General features: G+C 29.1%; 15 protein-coding genes. 3 read left to right on the forward strand and 12 right to left on the reverse strand.

Annotation, left to right across the window (positions count from 1 at the left end):
- Window positions 1-84 precede the first annotated feature (84 nt).
- The 9 genes from L1S46_RS09050 to L1S46_RS09090 form a co-directional block, all read right to left on the reverse strand.
- Complete coding sequence (locus L1S46_RS09050; RefSeq protein WP_238899795.1) at window positions 85-1,782, reverse strand: methyl-accepting chemotaxis protein; 1,698 nt, start codon at window positions 1,780-1,782, stop codon at window positions 85-87.
- Window positions 1,783-1,864: 82 nt separating this feature from the next.
- Window positions 1,865-3,328, reverse strand: a complete 1,464-nt coding sequence (locus tag L1S46_RS09055) for a sugar ABC transporter substrate-binding protein (protein ID WP_238899796.1) — start codon at window positions 3,326-3,328, stop codon at window positions 1,865-1,867.
- A gap of 578 nt (window positions 3,329-3,906) precedes the next feature.
- Window positions 3,907-4,464 carry an rRNA adenine N-6-methyltransferase family protein gene (locus L1S46_RS09060; protein WP_012060236.1) on the reverse strand — a complete coding sequence of 186 codons (558 nt, stop codon included), beginning with the start codon at window positions 4,462-4,464 and terminating at the stop codon, window positions 3,907-3,909.
- A gap of 887 nt (window positions 4,465-5,351) precedes the next feature.
- Window positions 5,352-5,774 carry an HIT family protein gene (locus L1S46_RS09065; RefSeq protein ID WP_238899797.1) on the reverse strand — a complete coding sequence of 141 codons (423 nt, stop codon included), beginning with the start codon at window positions 5,772-5,774 and terminating at the stop codon, window positions 5,352-5,354.
- Window positions 5,775-6,058: 284 nt separating this feature from the next.
- Entirely contained in the window at window positions 6,059-7,564 is a 1,506-nt protein-coding gene (locus tag L1S46_RS09070) for an MFS transporter (protein WP_012060238.1), read from the reverse strand.
- 38 nt (window positions 7,565-7,602) lie between these two features.
- A complete protein-coding gene (gene uxaC / locus L1S46_RS09075; RefSeq protein ID WP_012060239.1) occupies window positions 7,603-9,015 on the reverse strand; it encodes a glucuronate isomerase in 1,413 nt (470 codons plus the stop codon).
- 404 nt (window positions 9,016-9,419) lie between these two features.
- Window positions 9,420-11,033, reverse strand: a complete 1,614-nt coding sequence (locus L1S46_RS09080; protein ID WP_275298979.1) for a mannitol dehydrogenase family protein — start codon at window positions 11,031-11,033, stop codon at window positions 9,420-9,422.
- 113 nt (window positions 11,034-11,146) lie between these two features.
- Window positions 11,147-12,208 carry a mannonate dehydratase gene (gene uxuA / locus L1S46_RS09085; protein WP_023973084.1) on the reverse strand — a complete coding sequence of 354 codons (1,062 nt, stop codon included), beginning with the start codon at window positions 12,206-12,208 and terminating at the stop codon, window positions 11,147-11,149.
- Between the two features lie 190 nt (window positions 12,209-12,398).
- A complete protein-coding gene (locus tag L1S46_RS09090; protein WP_012060242.1) occupies window positions 12,399-13,070 on the reverse strand; it encodes a GntR family transcriptional regulator in 672 nt (223 codons plus the stop codon).
- 346 nt (window positions 13,071-13,416) lie between these two features.
- Here L1S46_RS09090 and L1S46_RS09095 point away from each other — a divergent pair, with 346 nt between their 5' ends.
- Both L1S46_RS09095 and L1S46_RS09100 read left to right on the forward strand, forming a co-directional pair.
- A complete protein-coding gene (locus tag L1S46_RS09095; RefSeq protein WP_238899798.1) occupies window positions 13,417-15,096 on the forward strand; it encodes a methyl-accepting chemotaxis protein in 1,680 nt (559 codons plus the stop codon).
- Between the two features lie 81 nt (window positions 15,097-15,177).
- On the forward strand, window positions 15,178-16,353 hold the full coding sequence (locus L1S46_RS09100; protein WP_238899799.1) for an extracellular solute-binding protein: 1,176 nt from the start codon (window positions 15,178-15,180) through the stop codon (window positions 16,351-16,353).
- Window positions 16,354-16,432: 79 nt separating this feature from the next.
- Here L1S46_RS09100 and L1S46_RS09105 read toward each other — a convergent pair whose 3' ends face one another.
- Window positions 16,433-18,295, reverse strand: coding sequence for an APC family permease (locus L1S46_RS09105; RefSeq protein ID WP_238899800.1), 1,863 nt, complete (start codon window positions 18,293-18,295; stop codon window positions 16,433-16,435).
- Between the two features lie 571 nt (window positions 18,296-18,866).
- Here L1S46_RS09105 and L1S46_RS09110 point away from each other — a divergent pair.
- Entirely contained in the window at window positions 18,867-19,163 is a 297-nt protein-coding gene (locus tag L1S46_RS09110) for an HNH endonuclease (RefSeq protein WP_012060246.1), read from the forward strand.
- A gap of 137 nt (window positions 19,164-19,300) precedes the next feature.
- Here the strand turns inward: L1S46_RS09110 and L1S46_RS09115 are convergent, their stop codons facing one another.
- Together L1S46_RS09115 and L1S46_RS09120 are read right to left on the reverse strand one after the other, a co-directional pair.
- Window positions 19,301-19,744: a GNAT family N-acetyltransferase gene (locus L1S46_RS09115; RefSeq protein ID WP_238861184.1), complete on the reverse strand. Its 444-nt coding sequence runs from the start codon at window positions 19,742-19,744 to the stop codon at window positions 19,301-19,303.
- 287 nt (window positions 19,745-20,031) lie between these two features.
- The gene (locus L1S46_RS09120; protein ID WP_023973088.1) at window positions 20,032-20,187 is read right to left on the reverse strand and encodes a hypothetical protein; all 156 of its coding nucleotides are present in this window, start codon (window positions 20,185-20,187) and stop codon (window positions 20,032-20,034) included.
- Window positions 20,188-20,216: the final 29 nt, after the last annotated feature.

Here is a 20,216-nt window from a genome sequence, read left to right on the forward strand (position 1 = left end):
ATTCCTAAAAATTTCACTAACTCAACATATGCTTCGACACTCCAAGAATCTTGTATCGCTACTATTAAAATTTCTAAAGTTCGCTTAAACCCTAAACTTAGAAACAACGTTGGCTAACTCACTTGAAATGTTAGCCAAAGTAGTGGCAGATGCAAAGAATTCTTCTTGAGTTGCTAGCTGTTCTTCCACTATTGCAGATATATCTGTACTTCCTTCTAGTGATTTATTTGAAATTTCACATATATTCTTAGATATTTTTTCAATTGCATTTATTTCATTAACCATTACTAAAATTTCATCTGAAATATTTTTTATTTCACCGTCAACATCATTGTTTGACTCCACAATATTCTTAAATGCTCCTTCAACTTCCAAAACTTTTTCCGAACCACTCATTACCTCGCTAACCGCAATGGACATACTTTTAATCAATACATTAATATAATTTTGAATTTGAGTTAAAATTTTAGATATCTCTACAGTAGATGTTGCAGAACTTGTTGCTAGTTTGCGAATTTCATCTGATACAACTGCAAATCCTTTTCCATATTCACCTGCTCTAGCTGCTTCAATCGCAGCATTTAGAGCCAACAACTCCGTACTGGCTGTAATTTTAGAAATAGTATCTAGTATCGTTTCTATTTGCGATGAATTTTCTTTTAAAATGCCAGTTACCGATTGGATATTCATAACCTGTTCTTTGATAGTGTTCATTTGATTTAACATGGATCTAACTTTCTCATTTCCGCCTTCGGCTATTTTAAGAGATTTATTAGCCGAAGACAAAACATTATTTGACTTTTCTTTTATTGTGCTATTCATTTTAATAAGTCTATTAACTGCTTCTTCAGTCCTTTTTGCTTCACTAAATTGATACTGTGAACCATCGACAGCATCTTGAGTAGATACTGCGATCTGATTAACTGCTTTGACACTTTCCTTCGCCCTATCCTTGATCATAGTAGAAGATTCATATAAATCCTTGCTATTATTAATAATCCCCTTAATCATGGTTCTTAGATTTTTTGTCATTTCGTTAAAAGAACTTGCCAATAAAGATACTTCATCGTTAGAATTCACTTTATATTCTTCTACCTGTAAATTTCCATTAGCAATATCATCAGCTAATAGTACAATTTTATTCAATGATTTTCCTAACTTTATCGAAAAGAAAATGGCAAAAATTACGCTAACAAAACCTATGGATACTATAAAAACAATGATTAATACTCCTGTAAAATTAGATTTTTTAGCTAAATCTGCTCTAGCTTTATTTTGTTGGTCTAATTCAACTGACATATATTCCTGCATGCTATTTTGAATTAGTTTAGAAAACCTGTTCATAAGTTTATTTTTTTCTACCATTTCAGTAGCATTCTTACTTTCAAAAAGTTTTATATTTTCCTCAGAATAGGACTCTAACATTCTGCTTACAGCATCAAAAGATTTCAGTGTCTTCTCTCCCGATAGATTATCTTTAATAAACTCTTGATTTTTGTTAATATTTATAAACTTATCATCTATAATTTTTTTATTCTCCTCTGTTGGATTTAATATATATTTTGATATATCCTGAGGAATTGAGTTTATTAAAATTATGATATCGTTCGCCATAACGTTTTTTTCAATCATAATATTTTCTTGTACTAAGTAAGACCTCATAGTCATATAAGATGTTATTCCTACTGCAGATATCAAGAATACTATTAATGAGAAGCTTATAATAAGCTTTGATTTTATTGTTAAGGGAATTCTTCCTGGAACTGAGCTTATTTTTTTCATCTTGAAGTTTCTCCTTCCTCTTATGTCATTGATTATGTAAAATTTTCAGATCTAATTTTAACTTCTAAATAATATCTATATATTATTTAATTGGTGCTCCAAAAGTATATTCATACCATTGATCAGGTGTTTGAGTTTTCAATCCAAATATAGTATCTCCGTCTTTTGTCACCATAGGTATATTAGGAGTAATAATATCATGTGGCATTGAACCATTTTTAGTGATTATATTAAGTAAAGTTCTCATTCCAATATCAGATATTAAAGGGGTGTATGGTGTATTCACTTCAAACAATCCATCTTTTACGGATGTAATTGCTTTTTTAGAATCATCAATTGATAAAAACATCATCTTTTTAGCATCCTTTCTGCTATTTAATCTATTAGCATTTTTTGATGCATCATAAGCCGCAATTGCTTCATGATCACCTGTTCCAAATACAACATCAATAGAAGGATATTCATTTAATGCTAATTGCATATTGGCAAGTGCTTCTGCTGTATTATCATCATCATGATATGATTTTAATATATGAATATCAGGGAAATAACTTAGTACCTTAAGAAAATGACCAGTTCTATTAGCATCTGCAGTACTTCCAGAAGGCTTTCTAAGAAGAACTACATTTGCATTTAGACTGCCTTCTTTTGCAAGTTTCCAAATTAAATACATACCACACTGAGCGCCATTTGCTGGAAAATTCCCGGTAACTCTACTCGTGGTTTCCTCGAGTCCTGTCATTCTATCAACGCTTACAACTGGTATACCTGCCTCAATAGCCCTTTTTACTGGTGCAATAGTTGTTTCTGATTCAACCATAGGCCAAGTTAAAATCCCATCCACTTTCTGCAAAACAAAACTATCTATAATATCCGCCATTCTATCGTTGTCCCATTGAGCATCTTTAACATCAACTTCGACGTTTGGATGTCTTTCTGCTTCCCATTGAGCTGCATCAGCTAAACTAACATTCCATGGCTGATCAAATCCATGAATAGCAACACCAATTCTATACTTTTTATTTGAGTCTCCAACTGGTCCTGATTTTAAGGCCACATAATTTGAAAATGGTAATTTCAAATCCAGCTCGCTAAATGCTCCTTTTATCTTAGTTCCATCTCCATTTGTCCATTTATAGTTACCGAAAGGCTTTCCCGTAGGATATGTACTCATATAAGTTTCAAATTTTTCATTCTTATATATATCCGTAATCTCTTTATTTGCATCTGAAAGAGGTAAATTAATAAAAAATTCTAATATATCACTATCCGATAACCCCTTTGATTTAAGACTTTCAAAAAAATCCAATGCCTCTTGTCCTTTTAAATTTCTTACCTGATCGTACAACGGTGCCAAATCCACTGATTTCTCATTTGTTACAGTTTGTGTTGTAACTTCTTCAATATAATCTTTTTGCCTATCTTCTTTTGGTTCGGTATCAACAATTACTTTACCTACTTGGGAGCAAGCTGATAAAATACTTCCAACCAAAATTATTAATACAATGCAACTTAATTTGCGTAATCTAAAATTTAATATTTCCATTTTGACTTTCCTCCTTGGTAGCATCTAATCATATTAGTAATTCAATCCTTTTAATACACAATAACTACTTGGACATCATATTTGTTAAATTTATAACAAATATGAGCCTCTCAAAAAAACGTTTACACAACTTATATTCCTCCCTTGCAAACTATCTTTTTTAATGTAAACTTATTGTAATGTTATATTCACTACCATATTAAAATACTTCTATAATTTCTATAATTCTACAATAATTTCAAAAATCCTTTATTTTATACTTCTTAATAAATGTTATTTTTACAGTATAACATTACTTCGGAGATTTAAGGTAAAGTATATATAATAATTATTCTTATACATCAACCTTAAAAATAAAAAGCTCTCAACATACATTGAGAGCTTCACTTGTATTAATTAAATGCTAAAAATTATTATTTTCAAAATATATATTTGTAAACTTCTTTAAAACTTGATATGAAATTCTAAAGCTTGTACAAAACTTATATTCCTAGATACCAACATCTTTAATTTCTAAAATAAACTTACTACTATCATTTTAGCAAGTTCTCACATAACTTAAAATTATGTTAATCATATTAGGTATTTTGACATTTCAAAACATACGCTGGTGGTATATTTAACACTACTCTTTCTAAACTTATATCTTCAAAGTAACTTCCTATATATCCCTTTTTAAGCAATGTATATTGAAATGTTATGAATAATCCATTCTTTTTTAATATATCTTTTGTTTTTTTCAATATACTATTTGACATATTCTTTGGCAAACTAGCAAATGGTAATCCTGATACAACATAGTCTACTTCTTTAATATTGTATTCTTTTAAATATTTATCTACATTTTCAGCTGAATCATTTACTATTACAACGTTATTATATTCACCATACTTTTCCTCTAGTTCTCTGCAGAATTCTTCATTATATTCTACGAGCATTAACATCGTATGATCCTTTATTTTTTTCATTAGTCTATCAGTAAACACTCCTGTTCCAGGACCATACTCCACAATACATTTTGCATGGTCAAAATCAATATCATGCGCCATTTTTTCCGCAAGCTTTTTAGAACTAGGAGCTACAGCTCCAACAGTTCTTGGCGACTTAAAATATTCCATTAAGAACTTTATCCACATAATAATACAACCCTCTCTATATTTTCTTAATTAGAATACATATTTTATTGAACTTAAACAAACTAAATAAAATATATATTCTATTATTAACAAAAGAGACTACCCCTCGATTTTTAAAAACTAGAGATAATCTAAAATATTCTATAAATTTCTTTCTAACTATTTTCTTATTTAATTACAGCACTTCTGTATAGACATGCACAGTTTTAAAAGTACATCTCTGTTAGCGAATTTTACATAGCTAACAATGTTTAGATGATGAGTCTCCAACACAGTGTAAAAATCAAAAACTACTTTAGAATCCAAATTTTTTCAACCTCTAAATTATAACATAATAAGGAAATAAATTCAATGTTTTACATAAACTAATTAGGTGAAAATTTATTATTTTAATTTTATTAAGCTCTAATAATTTAAAAATTATGAATAATCATGCTTATTCTTTACAAAACAAATATATTCATTATTATTTACAATATAATTTCAACCCCAAATGTAATCTTAGTATATTTCTTAAATTATAATATATGTTTAACTTTTTGCTTTACGTCTTCTTAAAAAGGAACATACATCATAAATATCTATAGGGGATAATTCGATATCTATGCCTCCTAAACTTGTCATTGAAGAAGCTTTACTAAAATTTTCATTTTAATCCAAGTTTCAAATAAATCTATTTTCTTTTCCATATGCTGTAGAATTATCCCCTTGTACTTATAGATCCTTCTTGATTAGTATAAATAGAAAGTTATATTCAAAACCTAATATGGATATATAGTTATTAATACATACAATACAAAATAAAAGCATAAATCTGCATTGTAAAATAGCTATTTCAAAACAGATATCTATCCTCTGTTTTGAAATAGCTAACACAAAATATATAATTATAAATTTTCTTTTATGAGATTAATTCTCTTCACATATTCTTCATCACTTAAATATTTTTTCTGAGGATTCATTTCAAATACACCACCCCATGAATATCCATCTTTATACTTAGGAACTAAATGAAAGTGAAGATGTGGAAGGGTATCTGAATATGCTCCATAATTTATTTTATCAGGTGAAAAAGTTTTATTAATCATAGCCGCTACTCTAGTGACATCTTTCATATATAATTCTAATTCCTTATCATCCAATTCAAATAATTCTTTCACATGTTTATCATACGCAACAATGCATCTCCCTTTATGGCTTTGTTCTTTGAACAAATAAAGAGTTGACACTTCAAGCTTACATATCTCAATCATTAAATTATCAAGTTTTTCATCCTTATCACAATAAAGACAATTATTTTTATTACTCATATTTCAGTCTCCTAACCTAATTTTTTATAGACATATATTAATAACATTTTTATATTTAATAGTACAATTAATTATTTAGGATATACCTTTATATTCTTACAGACAATATAGAAGCTATCAAAATAATATTTTAGTACAGTTGAAATTAAAATTAGCTGCCTTAAAATAGCAATTTACTTTCTATCTTAAGACAGCTATAATAACTAAATTGAAACGTATCTAGAAATTATGATGATTTTGAGCTATTTTTATATTTTAATATTCTATTAGTCAAAAGAATTAATTTATACTACTGTTTCTTTCCAAACATTTTCATACTTATATCCAGTAAGATTTTCAACAATTGTTTTTGTTTCTGGAGTTACTTCTTCTTTTGAACCATTATTCTTTAGACGTTCAACTTCATCCACTAATATACCATGTGTTCTTTTATTAAGTTTGAAAGTTGCCGCACAAATTAATGCAATTACAAGTAAAGATATACATCCAACAGCTAAAAGAGTAGCTATAGTTGATACAACTTGTGGTGATTGAGTTGCCTGTCCTTTAACGAATCCGCTTTCTTGCAATACAACACCTATAACAAATGTAGCTATTGCCACACTGCTTTTTCTAGTAAATGTCATAACTGCTGCAAAAAGCCCTTCTCTTCTTTGTCTTGTAACCATTTCATCAACATCAGGAATGAATGGGAATACATTCCATGGAGTAAACTCTAATAAACTTCTTCCTACTTGATAAATTGTACCAATTACAAATAATAAAACAATATTCGATCCTAAATTTCCTACATAAAGTCCATAAAATGCTAATAAACATACAATCATAATAGAATAAGCCATCTTATATAAGTTACCTGGTCCAACTTTAATCATTAAGAATCCGCCTAATATTGTTACAGGAATACCAATGATGCTAAGTGAAAGTACATTCGCAGCAGTAGTAGATGAAACACCTAAATTAAATACACAGAAATATATAAATACTGAATTAAATAAGTCTTTAGCAGTAAATGAACATATATAAATTGCTAAATGTTGTCTAAATGCTCTGATCTTAAATGTTGAAACATAGTCACCAGCAACCTTTACAATAGTCATTAATTGTTCGCCAAAGCTCTTGCTTGTAGAACCATTTAATAGTTCTTGTTCCATTTCAGGTGTAAGGTCCCTTTCCCATGTTACTTTATGTGATATAAGTATACATATTGCATATATAATAGCAAAAACTAATCCATTAATGAAATATGCTTGTGGGCTCTTGTCACCAAAGAAAGCTATTAATCTTCCTGGAACAAAAGTAGCTAAAAATGTACCTGTTGCCGAAATAAACATTCTCGATGCTGATAATTTAGTTCTGTCAGTAAAATCTTTTGTCATTTCAGCAGGTAATGTCTCCCATGGAATTAATACCATAGCTGCAATTATTTCAAATAACAAATAAGTAACTAAATAGAATGCATAACTTCTTCCTGTTACCCATAGTAATACGTAATCTGCCATTAACGGAGCTCCGATTAATAAGAAGAAACGACGTCTACCAAAAAGTTTTCCAAGTTTAGTTTTATAGAAGTTATCAGATATACTACCGATAAATAAACTAGCAACTGCATCCACTATACGAGCGATAGCGATAATAGAAGCACCTTCTATCGGTGTTAATCCTGCAAATGTTGTATAGAAAAATAGTAAGAAAGCTCCAATAATGGTGAATGCTCCACCACCCATTAAATCAACTAGTCCATAACCAACGCCTCTAGCTATCGTGATTTTTCTATTATTATTTGACATATATTTTTCCTCACTTTCATCAATTAAGTGTTCCCGAATTATTTTTCATCAAATCCAAAATATTCTTTTGCATTGCTGTAGCATATACCCTGAACAATTCTTTTAAGTAATTTATCATTTTTAGGTACTTCTCCGTTTTCTACCCATTCTCCAATTAAATTACAAGCAATTCTTCTAAAGTATTCATGCCTAGTATATGATAAGAAACTTCTAGAATCAGTTAGCATTCCAACAAAGCGTCCTAGCAATCCAAGGTTTCCTAATGCCTTCATTTGTTCAATCATTCCATCCTTATTATCATTGAACCACCATGCTGCACCAAATTGCATTTTTCCTGGAATACCATCTCCTTGAAAGTTTCCTATCATAGTTCCAAGAACATAGTTATCCTTTGGATTTAATGTATATAAAATTGTTTTTGGAAGAGAATTTTCTCTGTCCACAGAATCTAAAAGTCTAGAAAGTGGATAAGCTATGCTTTCATCATTAATTGAATCAAAACCTGTATTTACTCCTATTTTTTCAAGCATTTTTGTATTATTACTTCTAAGAGCTGCAATATGGAGCTGCATAGTCCACCCTAATTCATGATAAAGCTTGAACACATGTCTTAATGTATAAGTTTTATACTTCTTTTCTTCATCAATGCTTATAGATTTACCTTCTAAAGCTTTAGCAAATATTGCTTCTGCTTCTTCTTTTGATGAATCTGCATAAACTACTACACCATCTATACCATGATCTGCTATTCTGCATCCAACTGAATGGAAAAATCTTATTCTTGAATCAAGAGCTTTTAAAAATTCATCATAATTATTTATAGATACTTCAGATACTTTTTCTAAATCTTTTACCCAAGAAACAAAACCATCTAAATTGATTTCAATTCCTTTATCTGGTCTAAGAGTGGGTAAAACATTTACATTAAAGCTAGCATCTTCTTTAATTTTTATATGATATTCTAATGTATCTATAGGATCATCTGTTGTACATATAGTTTCAACGTTTGATTTTATAATTAAATCTCTAACATTAAAACCTTCTCCATTTAATAATTCATTAGCTCTCTTCCAAATTTCAGGAGCAGTATCTTCATCAAGCGGTTCATATATTCCAAAGAATCTTTGAAGTTCTAAATGAGTCCAATGATAAAGAGGATTTCCTATAGCCATAGGTATCGTTTGCGACCAAGCTAAGAATTTGTCATAATCACTTCCATCTCCTGTAATGCATTTTTCATCTATACCATTACTTCTCATAGCTCTCCACTTATAATGATCACCATAAAGCCACGCTTCAGTTATATTACTGAATTTTTTGTTTTCATATATTTCTTTTGGATCAATATGACAGTGATAATCAATAATAGGCAAGTTCTTAGCATAATTATGATATAAATCTATAGCTGTTTGATTAGATAGTAAAAAATTCTCATCCATGAAATTTTTCATATTCTTCATCCTACTCTCTCAAATAAATATTTTATATTTGTAAAGCATTGAATATTTGGGTTAATAACACGCAGTATATAAATTCACGTACATTATTGTAATTTGCATTTACTCAATACTTTACCACAACGTTTTCTTAAATTTTATATATTAACCTTATTGTTATGTTTGGGATTCTTATATTCGCTAATTTAACTTCCTTACCTTATAATACTAAAAGTTTTATATCATCCTTTTAGTATAAGTGAAAAGTTGTTAATTAGCATTGCTTATGTTATAATGTACTTCATATTAATTTTCTTAAACATTCTTTATCGTTCTTCACTTATATTATTTGGCAGAATATAATAAATGAAGAATGATAAAAATGTTTATTTTTTTGCATCTTCGAGCATTATCTCTGATTATTTACAATCTAAATATTTTTCTAAAGTTGCTCTAACTGCACCAGCACCTGAAATCAATTCATTGAAATAACCTTCAATTTTCTCGCCTAAACCTATAGTGTAAAGATTTACTCCAAAAATTTCTTCATTTATAAGTATTGATTTTAAGCTACTTTCTACTGATTCTTTAGAACCTAATTTTATATCTGCTACATATTTTCTTAATTCATCTAATAAAGGATCTGGACTTAACTCCATAACATTACCATTATCATCTAATCCCATTAGATATCTGCACCAGCCTGCTATAACTAGAGGAATGTATTTAAGTTCTTTAGCATCTAAATCTTCTCTCTTACTATAAGCTTTAATTGTTTCTCCAAATCTTATACCAACTTTTTGAGATGTATCTGAAGCAATTCTTTGTGGTGTATCAGGTATATATGGATTTGGAAGTCTAACTTCAACTACCTCTTTAATGAAATCTTCTGGATTTAATATTCCTGGATTTACAACAACAGGCATTCCTTCTTCATATCCAATTTTTTCAACTAACTTCTTTAAAGCTGGATCTTTCATTTCATCTGCAATTAAATCAAATCCAAGTAAGCATCCAAAAACTGCTAGAGACGTATGTAGTGGATTTAAACAAGTAGTTACCTTCATTGTTTCAACTCTTTCCACAGTTTCTCTATTTGTTAAAAATACACCTGCTTCTTCTAAAGGCATACGTCCATTTGGGAAGTTATCTTCTATTACAAGATATTGAGGCCCTTCTGCATTTACAAAAGGTGCAATATAAGTATTTTTGCTAGTTGTTACAATCTTAGTGCTATCAAAACCAACTGCTTCTAATGTATTCTTAACACTTTGAGATGGTCTAGGTGTAATTTTATCTATCATACTCCAAGGGAAAGATACCTTTTTAGCATCATTGATATATTCAAGGAACCCTTTATCAACTAATCCATTCTCAACCCAGTTCTTTATCATTGTTTCCATTGCATTGTGAAGCTTCTCACCATTCTTTGAACAATTATCCATACTTACAAAAGCTATTGGAAGTTGTCCGTTTTGATATCTTACATATGCTAGGGACGCAACTTTAGCTATAATACTTACAGGATGCTCTAGACCATCTGTTGTATCTTGTTGTGATAAATTCTTAACACTATAACCTTTTTCTGTTATTGTAAAGCTTGCTATTTGTAAAGATGGATTTGAAAATATCTCTTTTAACCTATTCCAGTCTTCTTCTCTTGAGTAATCACCAGCTAAGCTTTCACCTATACTTCCTACTACTTTTTTATCCAAGCTACCATCTGGTTTCATAATTACTAGTAAGCTTAAATTATCATAAGGAGAATAAATTTCATCTATAATTTCATAGTCATATCCTTCTACAGCAACAATACCAGATTTCGCTTTCCCAGTATTTAAAAGTTCCTGTTGTAGTATTGCTATAAATCCTCTGAATATATTTCCTGCTCCAAAATGAACCCATGTAGGATTTTCTTTAGTTGATGCTGACATCTTATCATAATCAAACTTTGGAATTTCAATCCCAGCTTTTTCCCATAAATCACTATTTTTGATACTTTCTTTACTTAATACTATTTTGGCGTTATTCATTTTTTTCACCTCTTTAAAACTATTGCTAATAAAGTCAATACTATTAATTATCTTTTGTATCTTAAGATTCTATGAGCCAAAATTTTTTTAATCAAAATTTTAGTTTATCTCTTTTATTTATTTCTTTCAAGAGAATCCCATATTCCCCATAAATACATAATTCCAAGTGCTCTATCATAAAGTCCATAACCTGGTCTGCATTGTTCATTCCAAATATGTCTTCCATGGTCTGGTCTTACATATCCAGTAAATCCAACTTCGTGATAAGCTTTAACTATATCACATATATCTAATGAACCATCACAAGTTCTATGAGATGTTTCAATAAAATCACCATTCTCATAAATCTTAACATTTCTAATATGAGCAAAAGCAATCCTATTACCGAATTCTCTTATCATAGCTGGTACATTATTATTTGGATCTGAACCTATAGCACCACTGCAAAGAGTTAAGCAATTATATGGATTATCAACAAGCTTTAATAATCTTGCTAAATCATCTCTGTTCTTAACTATTCTTGGTAACCCAAATATTGGCCAAGGTGGATCATCCGGATGTACTGCCATTTTAATATCATTTATTTCAGCTACAGGAATAATTTGTTCTAAGAAGTATTTTAAGTTATTCCATAAGTCTTCTTCTGTTACATTCTTATATGCTTCAAAAAGCTGTGATAAATTCTTTAGTCTTTCTGGTTCCCAGCCTGGCATTGTAAGATCTGGATTAGACGCAATTTTGTTAACTAACTCCATTGGATCAATATCTTTAATCTTTGCTTTTTCATAAAAAAGAGCTGTTGATCCATCTTCTGCCTTCTTGAATAAATCTGTTCTAAGCCAGTCAAATACAGGCATGAAATTATAGCAGATTACTTTAACACCAACCTTAGCTAACTTTTCTATTGTCTTTTTATAATTTTCTATATATTTATCTCTTGTTGGTAAACCTAATTTAATGTCTTCATGAACATTAACGCTTTCAACAACATCCATATTAAATCCATACTTGTCAGCTGATTTTTTTACTTCAAGGATCTTTTCCATTGGCCATTCTTCACCTGCTGCCATATCATGAAGAGCCCAAACAATTCCTCCAACTCCAGGAATTTGTTTTATTTGTTCAAGTGTAACGGTATCATTGCCTTCTCCGTACCATCTAAAACCCATTTTCATAGTAATGTCCCTCCTGTCACTTCATTTAATTATAATTTCAATATATAATATCTCAAAACATATATAAAATTAATACACTTAAATTTAATGCTGCTTATATATAAGCCTCACCTCCTTTAATTTAAAATAATAATCTTAGTATTACATGATTATTTAACAGCTTTGATCATATTAAAACTTAAATCAATCTTTATTTAAAATAATTAGGATACTTCTCTTTTATTTTATTTTTATCAAAAGTAACCATATTTAAATGTTCCTTCATAAAGTCTTCTGCTATCTCTGGGCTCTTGTTTTTTATAGCATTAAAAATTTCTTTATGCTGAAGATAAATATTGTCCCAGCTAGAATTAGTTACTAATCTAAGCATACGAATTCTTTGAAACTCAGTACTGCCATCATTAATACTATTCCATACTCTTTTTTTATTACTTCCCTCGAAAATTATCTTATGAAATTCTTCATCTGCCTCAAATAACTTTTTATAATCATTATTTTCTATATACATTTTTTGAAGTTTCAAATTCATTTCTAAAGCTAGTACATTTTCTTGTGAAAATTCTTTACAAGCTTCCTTTACAACTGCTCTTTCTAAATGTTCACGTAAAAATCTTCCTTCTTCAACTGCAGATAAATCAATTAAAGAAACAACCGTTCCTTTTTGAGGATAAATATTAACTAGCCCCTCTTGAGCTAATCTAACAAGTGCTTCTCTTACTGGAGTTCTACTCACACTATACTTTTCCGAAAGTTCCTTTTCCGAAATACTAGTACCAGGCTCAAGATATAAATTAATAATTTCATCTCTAAGTTTATAATATATAGTTTTACTTGTTGTATTCTTATTTACCTCTAAAGCCATTTTTATATTCTCCCTTACTTTCAAGTTCTACCATACTTGTATGGTAGTTATATTTATATTTTATCATAAGTATTTTAAAAAATCTATTATCAATCCATACTGCCATACTTGTATGGTAGTTATGTTTTAATAATAATCATAACCGTTTACAATGTCAAGATAAATATTTAATTATTTTTTGAAATGCATCAACTTACAATATAGTTAGCAATAATGAGAATATGGTAGAAAAATGCAATATAATTGCACGTATTTCATATATACGCCGATTTTTTAGACCTTGAGTATAATATTGGTTAGATATATTATCAATATGGAAATTTATTATGTTTGAAAGGGGAATATTATGCTGAAAAATATTAAAATTATCAATAGTATTATTTTGATGGTTATCTTATCAACGGTTGTATCGTTATCTATCGCAATAATTGGTTATAATAACATGAAAACGATTAACTCGAATTCATCATCAATGTACACAATTGCGTTAACAAGAATTATTAAGACTGAGGAAATTAGACAAACATTCTTAAATATTCGGTTAAATGTCAATAGAATTTCTATATCTGAATTTAATGATGATGATGTAGCAGCTATAGATAATGACTACTCTGCCATAAACAAAATGGTGGAAGATTACGAAAATCTATCGCTTAGCACTATAGAAACAAACAATTTATCCGAATTTAAGAAGGACTCCTCAGCTTATTATGAACAAATTAAGAATCTTGAAAAAGGCAATAAATTATATGGTATAGATTTAGAAAAATTTAATCAATTGGGAGTTGAAATGCAACTTTTTCTTGATAATCTAGTAACTTATAGTTCAAATACTGCTAATACTCTGCATAATGACAATATGAGTTTATACATTAGAAGCACTAAAATCTTTTTTACCACTTTCTTCATTGGCTTTATTCTTCAGATACTTGTTTCCTCCTCTATAATCTTGGTTATAAGAAAGTCTATAAAGGAGATAATGTCCGATTTAGATAATGTTGCTCAGGGTGACTTTAGTTTTGAAATAAGCACTAATTTAAAAAACGAATTTGGCAGAATGAAAAAATCACTCAAAGTAACAACTTCAAACATCTCCTCCATGCTCGAAGAAGTGCAAAATTCAGCAAATGTTGTAAATATACAAGCAACTAATTTATTAGGAGCTTCAGATGAAATGTCTTCTTCTGCACAAGAAATTAATGCTGCTGTTCAAGAAGTAGCTAATGCTGCCACTGAACAATCTAGTGACCTAATGAATGTAAAAACTTCATTGGATAGTTTCGCTGATTCACTAGATCAAATAACCTCGTCAATTAATGATGTAAACTCAAATATACATAATATTAGTTCAATGGCCCAAGATAGTAACTCTAAGTTAGAATTTTTATTTAATTCTATTAAAGATGTAAACGAATCTTTTGATACTGTAAGAAATAAGGTTGTTCAATTAGATAATCATGTAGAACAAGTGAATAACATAACTACTATTATAAATTCAATTGCTGATCAAACCGACTTATTAGCATTAAATGCTGCAATTGAGTCTGCTCGTGCAGGAGAAGTAGGGCGTGGATTCTCTGTAGTTGCAGAGGAAATCAGAAAACTCGCGGAACAATCTAAAGTATCTGCAAGTAATATAAGTGACTTGATTACTAATATTAATAACGAAGCCCAAATAGCGGTTAAGACTACTGATTTAGGTAAAGATAGCTTAAATAATCAATCAGTCCTTATTGAAGATTCTATAAAATCTTTTGCTTTAATATTTAAGGCTATAAATACTATATTGCCTAGAGTTGATAATATAAATAAATCTATTGAAAATATAAATATTGAAAAAGATCTCATAATCTCAAAAACGTTAGATATTTCTGGAGTATCAGAAGAAAATGCAGCTTCATCTGAAGAAATAGCAGCCTCAGTACAACAAATAAATTCATCTTTTAATGATGTAGCAACTTCAGCTCAAACTTTATCAAATTTAACAACCTCTATGATGAATGAAGTAAGTAAATTTAAATTATAATTGTTGTTATACATAACTTAAGATATATTTTGCAATTTTAAACTCGAGAGCATTATATCTAAATTAAAATGGAGGATAATTATGAAAAATTTTAAATTTCTAAATGTTACGCTTGTAATAGTTTTTATGACGACTATATTAACAGGCTGCGGTTCAAAAAATGTTTCCAAAGCAATGCAGCCTATCACTTTAAATATAATAGATGTTTCAGGAAGCATGCAATTAGTCGGAGATTCCATAGATCAATTTAAAGCTGCAAACCCTGATTTAATAGGAGATGTCGTAGTAAAAAAATCTACTGCATTAGAGGTCCCATCTTTATTAAAATCTCAAATTTTATCTGAAGATATGCAAACAAATTTGATTTTTACTGGAATTGATGGTCTTTCCACATGTATTGATAGAGATGTTATAGAAAACATTATGACTGCATATAGCAGCAGATTTCCTGATTTAGAAAGTAATTATAGTTCTGGCGCTAAAGCCACTTATGATTTAGTAAAGGGTTATGGGATAACTTATGTGTATTCACCTAGCGGCCCATTCTTTACTTATAACCCAGATACCGTACAAAATATACCTAAAACGCCTGATGAGCTTTTAGCTTTCGCTAAAGCTAATCCTGGAAAATTCACATATGCAAGACCCGCGGGTTCAGGACCAGGCAGAATTTTTCTTCAAGGGTTACCATATATTCTTGGAGACAAGGATCCTAAAGATCCTAAAACTTGGGACAAGACTTGGGCTTATCTTAAAGAATTGAATCAATACATAGATTATTATCCCGCTAAAACTGGTACTACATTCACAGAATTAAAAGACGGAAAAAGATCTATTATAGCAAGTCAGTTAGGATGGGATATGAATCAGAGAATCATAGGTGGTATTCCACAAACTTATCAAGGATTTATATTAAACAATACTACATTGGTTGCAGATGCTCAGTATATGGCAATTCCAAAAGGACTTAGCGATGAACAAAAAAATGTAGTTTTAAAACTAATGGCATGGCTTATGACGCCAAAGATGCAGGCAATAACATACGATAGCGGTTATTTTTATCCTGGACCTTCTGTAAAAAATGTTTCACTTGATATGGCTCCAAAAGAAAGTCAAGATAAAATAAAACCAGCTATAAGACAATCTTATGAAGATTCTATTAATACACTTCCAAATTCGACGCAATTAGACACAACTAAATTCATGGACGCTTTAAATATGTGGGATCAATTATTTGGAACTAAAGTAAAAAGATAATAATGAAATTAAGAAACGTGCTATATTGCTGAATCAAACAATATAGCACGTTTTTATATCCTAAATCTATAATTAATAATTACTTACTTTGCTTTATATCCTCATCTAGTAAATGATAAGGATAAGTAGATACAATTATGTTATCATTCTTCAATAAGGTTTCTCTAATAAAGAAACTTGTATGATTATGTAAGACCTCACCAAATCTTTCATTAGTAACAAATTGAGGTACAACTACTGTTATCTTCTCATCTTTAGCTGTTGAATTTGCAATCAATTCTATATTCTTTAACAAAGGAGTAACCACAGCTCTATATGGAGAATATTTTGCGACAAGTAATATATCTGTATCTAACTCACTCCATCTAGATTTTAATTTTTCCATAGCTTCCTTGTCTGGTGAAATATTAAGAGCAATAACATTATCGCTTACACTTTGAGCATATTGCAACGCACCTATTGTTGCTTTATTTAAGCTAGCAATTGGAACTATCACAATATGAGTATATTTCTTTCTTAAATTCACCTTTTTCAGATTTAATTGACTAATACTTAAACCACAAGCCACTTTATCGTAGTGTTTTTTTATTCTTAGCTGAATTACAATTATGATTGGAATTAAAATTGCAACTATAAATGCACCTTCACTAAATTTTTCAATTAAAATTATTATCGTTGTTAATAAAGTAACAACAGAACCAATACCGTTGATTATTGCACGTTTTACCCAACCCTTACCTTTTTCTTTTCTCCAATGATTCACCATTCCAAATTGTCCTAGGGTAAAAGATATAAATACTCCTATAGCATATAGCGGAATCAACCTATGAGTATCGGCCTTAAATACAATAACTAAAATACAAGCTATACATGATAATGCAACGATTCCAAAAGAAAAACTAAGTCGTTTACCTCTAATAGTGAATTGTCGTGGTGCAAAACCATCCTTCCCAACTATATACATTAGCATTGGAAATCCTGTATATGCTGTATTGCATGCCATAAGTAAAATTACAGCAGTGCTAAACTGAATTATATAGTACATTATGCCATTGCCGAAAATAGCAAATGCTATTTGTGAAACAACTGTAGGACCATTTGCTATTGGTACAGCTGTATAAAATATGGCAAGTACCGAAGTTCCTCCAAATATGAAAAATATTAAAGCTGCTAATAATATCATAACAGTCTTTGCACTTTTTTGGCTCGGTTCTTGAAAATTTGGAACAGAATTACTTACTGCCTCCACTCCAGTTAAAGCAGAACATCCTGATGAAAAAGCTCTTAAAATAAGAAATATCGATACATTTTCTGTAGTATTTGCCGGGATAGAATACATTGGTTCTGGATGAATATTTAATATAAAGTACTTAAACAAACCATAAAGTATCATAAAAGCCATGCTAAAAATAAAAATATACGTAGGTATGGCAAAAATTTTTGAAGATTCACTTATACCTCTTAAATTTAAAATAGTCAAAACTATAATTATTATTAAAACAAACATGACTTTATATTCTGTCAAATTGCTAAATGCAGAAATAATAGCATCCGCACCTGCGCTGGCGCTAACTGCGACAGTAAGTATATAACTAATTATTAGACCTGCACCAGCTGCTAAGCCAGATTTTTTCCCTATATTTTCATTTGCTACTTTGTAAGCTCCTCCACCTTGAGGATAAGCCCTAATAATCTGAATATACGAAATTGTTAATATTATTAATAATCCTATAATCATAAAAGAGGTCCATGTTAACCACTGATATGCTGCTACACCTAGAACTATTAAAACAAAAAGAATCTCCTGAGCAGCATAGGCAACAGATGATATTGCATCACTTGCCATAATTGCTAATCCAAAAGGAATATTATACTTTTCATTACATCCTTGTTCATTTGATAAAGGTTCTCCTAATAAAACATCTAAAAACTTTGTAAGCATTTATTTTCCCCCTATATTATCATACGAAAAATATTGTATGTAATAATGAAATCAAAAGCAATATTCTAATTATTGCATATATTGAAGAAAAATGTAGAATTTGCCTCATGAATACGAATACATATGTAATTATCACTGATTTCTTCTTTTAATGAATTATTTTTAACTTTGTTATTACACCTGTATTTCAATTTAATTTCCACATATTAGCCTTAATTAATCACTTGACTTATAATAATTATAAATATAGCTTTATGATTTTAATATATATTAAGAAATTCTGATTTAGTATGATTAAAGTTTTCCTAATTTAACTCAAAATTATTACAAATTTCAAATCTTTGATTTGTATTTTGAAACAGTAATTCTATAAATATCTCAATTCTACTTCATGAAAACTAATAAATTTAAATATACAAGTTAATCTTACTAAAATGGACTTCTATATTTTTGTAATTTTACGGAATAATTGTTAATAAAATAATAATGATATTACTTTTAATCTTTTTTGCTTTTACTCATTATTTTGATATAATCAAATTGTAAAGCTAATATATAAGAGGAGGATTTTATGGCACAAAACCATATATGTGAATTATGCAATAGAAATGTTTCTAGCATTACTAAACATCACTTAATTCCCTTAGAAAAAGGCGGAGAAAAATTTAAAACACTCTCTTTATGTTCAACCTGTCATAGACAAATTCATGCTCTTTTCACGAATCGTGAATTAGCAACACACTATCGAAGTCTTGAATCATTAAAGAAAGATATAAAGATAGTTAAATTTCTTAAATTCATTCAGAATATTCCCGGTGATTCTTATTTAGACATAAAAAAATCAAGACATGTACGAAAAAGTTGTTAGGATGATATTCAAATATTTTATGTGCAAAAATAATGGCAATAATCTTACTAAGATTATTGCCTAAAATTATATAATTTATCAACTCTGAATTTGTATGATAATAAGTTTTGATCCCATTATAATAATATTATTATATATTAACTTATTTTAAAATACATAGGCTGTAATGCTAATCCACTTTTTTCTGATAAAAATGTATTGCCTTTGCACTGGAATCCTGCCTTTTTATAAAAATTAATTGTATCTAATCTTGCATTCAAATATAAACATATAACTCCAAACTCTTTAGCCTTAATTTTATGTCTTTTTAACATTTCAATGCCAATGCCTTTACCCACATATTTTTCACTAACAACTATATTTGTCATTTTACCATTCATATTATAATTAGTCATTCTGGAATATGCAACAACAGTGCCCTCATCTAATGCTACCAAATGTATACTGCTATAATCTAATTCATCATAGTCGTATTTATGAATTTTATTATATGGTTTAAAAAGTATTTTAAACCTTAATTCAGATACTTCTTTAAACTCTTTACTTTTATAATTTATAAATTCATATGTAATATTATTCATATTTCTTCCCCAACTTCTATATTATTATAATTATATTATACACTATATTCATAATAATTGAATATTTATTCATAAATTTATTTATTATTGTATATTTTATTCAATAACTATAGCACTAGGTCCATGTTGCTTTAGAAATACTAATAAATATATTTTTTTATCTTGAACAAATTTTATTATATTAAATTATAAAAATATAAAACTACCAACTAAGCACTTATCTAGCAACCTAATTAGTAGTTATAAAATAAACTATACTTTTCTATTATTTTATGCAAAAACAAATATTACGATTTATCTTCCCATTTTCTTTTTGCCTTCATTACATTTTCTTCGCTTAGTTTTGTTTCCTCTACTATATCTCCCATTCCGCAACCTTTATCAAGCATCTCTTTTGCTTTTTCCATGGCTTTTTCATGCTCACCTTTTCTTAATTTTTCCATTAAAGTTCCTCCTCTTTTGAATCATACTA

Origin of the sequence: Clostridium sp. YIM B02500 (genome assembly GCF_022324665.1) — a bacterium.
Taxonomy (GTDB): domain Bacteria; phylum Bacillota; class Clostridia; order Clostridiales; family Clostridiaceae; genus Clostridium; species Clostridium beijerinckii.

Bases quoted from the DNA above. Each gene is read 5' to 3' on its own strand.
- L1S46_RS09050 (WP_238899795.1), bottom strand. From the start codon at position 1,782: ATGAAAAAAATAAGCTCAGTTCCAGGAAGAATTCCCTTAACAATAAAA.
- L1S46_RS09055 (WP_238899796.1), bottom strand. From the start codon at position 3,328: ATGGAAATATTAAATTTTAGATTACGCAAATTAAGTTGCATTGTATTA.
- L1S46_RS09060 (WP_012060236.1), bottom strand. From the start codon at position 4,464: ATGTGGATAAAGTTCTTAATGGAATATTTTAAGTCGCCAAGAACTGTT.
- L1S46_RS09065 (WP_238899797.1), bottom strand. From the start codon at position 5,774: ATGAGTAATAAAAATAATTGTCTTTATTGTGATAAGGATGAAAAACTT.
- L1S46_RS09070 (WP_012060238.1), bottom strand. From the start codon at position 7,564: ATGTCAAATAATAATAGAAAAATCACGATAGCTAGAGGCGTTGGTTAT.
- uxaC (WP_012060239.1), bottom strand. From the start codon at position 9,015: ATGAAAAATTTCATGGATGAGAATTTTTTACTATCTAATCAAACAGCT.
- L1S46_RS09080 (WP_275298979.1), bottom strand. From the start codon at position 11,033: ATGAATAACGCCAAAATAGTATTAAGTAAAGAAAGTATCAAAAATAGT.
- uxuA (WP_023973084.1), bottom strand. From the start codon at position 12,208: ATGAAAATGGGTTTTAGATGGTACGGAGAAGGCAATGATACCGTTACA.
- L1S46_RS09090 (WP_012060242.1), bottom strand. From the start codon at position 13,070: ATGGCTTTAGAGGTAAATAAGAATACAACAAGTAAAACTATATATTAT.
- L1S46_RS09095 (WP_238899798.1), top strand. From the start codon at position 13,417: ATGCTGAAAAATATTAAAATTATCAATAGTATTATTTTGATGGTTATC.
- L1S46_RS09100 (WP_238899799.1), top strand. From the start codon at position 15,178: ATGAAAAATTTTAAATTTCTAAATGTTACGCTTGTAATAGTTTTTATG.
- L1S46_RS09105 (WP_238899800.1), bottom strand. From the start codon at position 18,295: ATGCTTACAAAGTTTTTAGATGTTTTATTAGGAGAACCTTTATCAAAT.
- L1S46_RS09110 (WP_012060246.1), top strand. From the start codon at position 18,867: ATGGCACAAAACCATATATGTGAATTATGCAATAGAAATGTTTCTAGC.
- L1S46_RS09115 (WP_238861184.1), bottom strand. From the start codon at position 19,744: ATGAATAATATTACATATGAATTTATAAATTATAAAAGTAAAGAGTTT.
- L1S46_RS09120 (WP_023973088.1), bottom strand. From the start codon at position 20,187: ATGGAAAAATTAAGAAAAGGTGAGCATGAAAAAGCCATGGAAAAAGCA.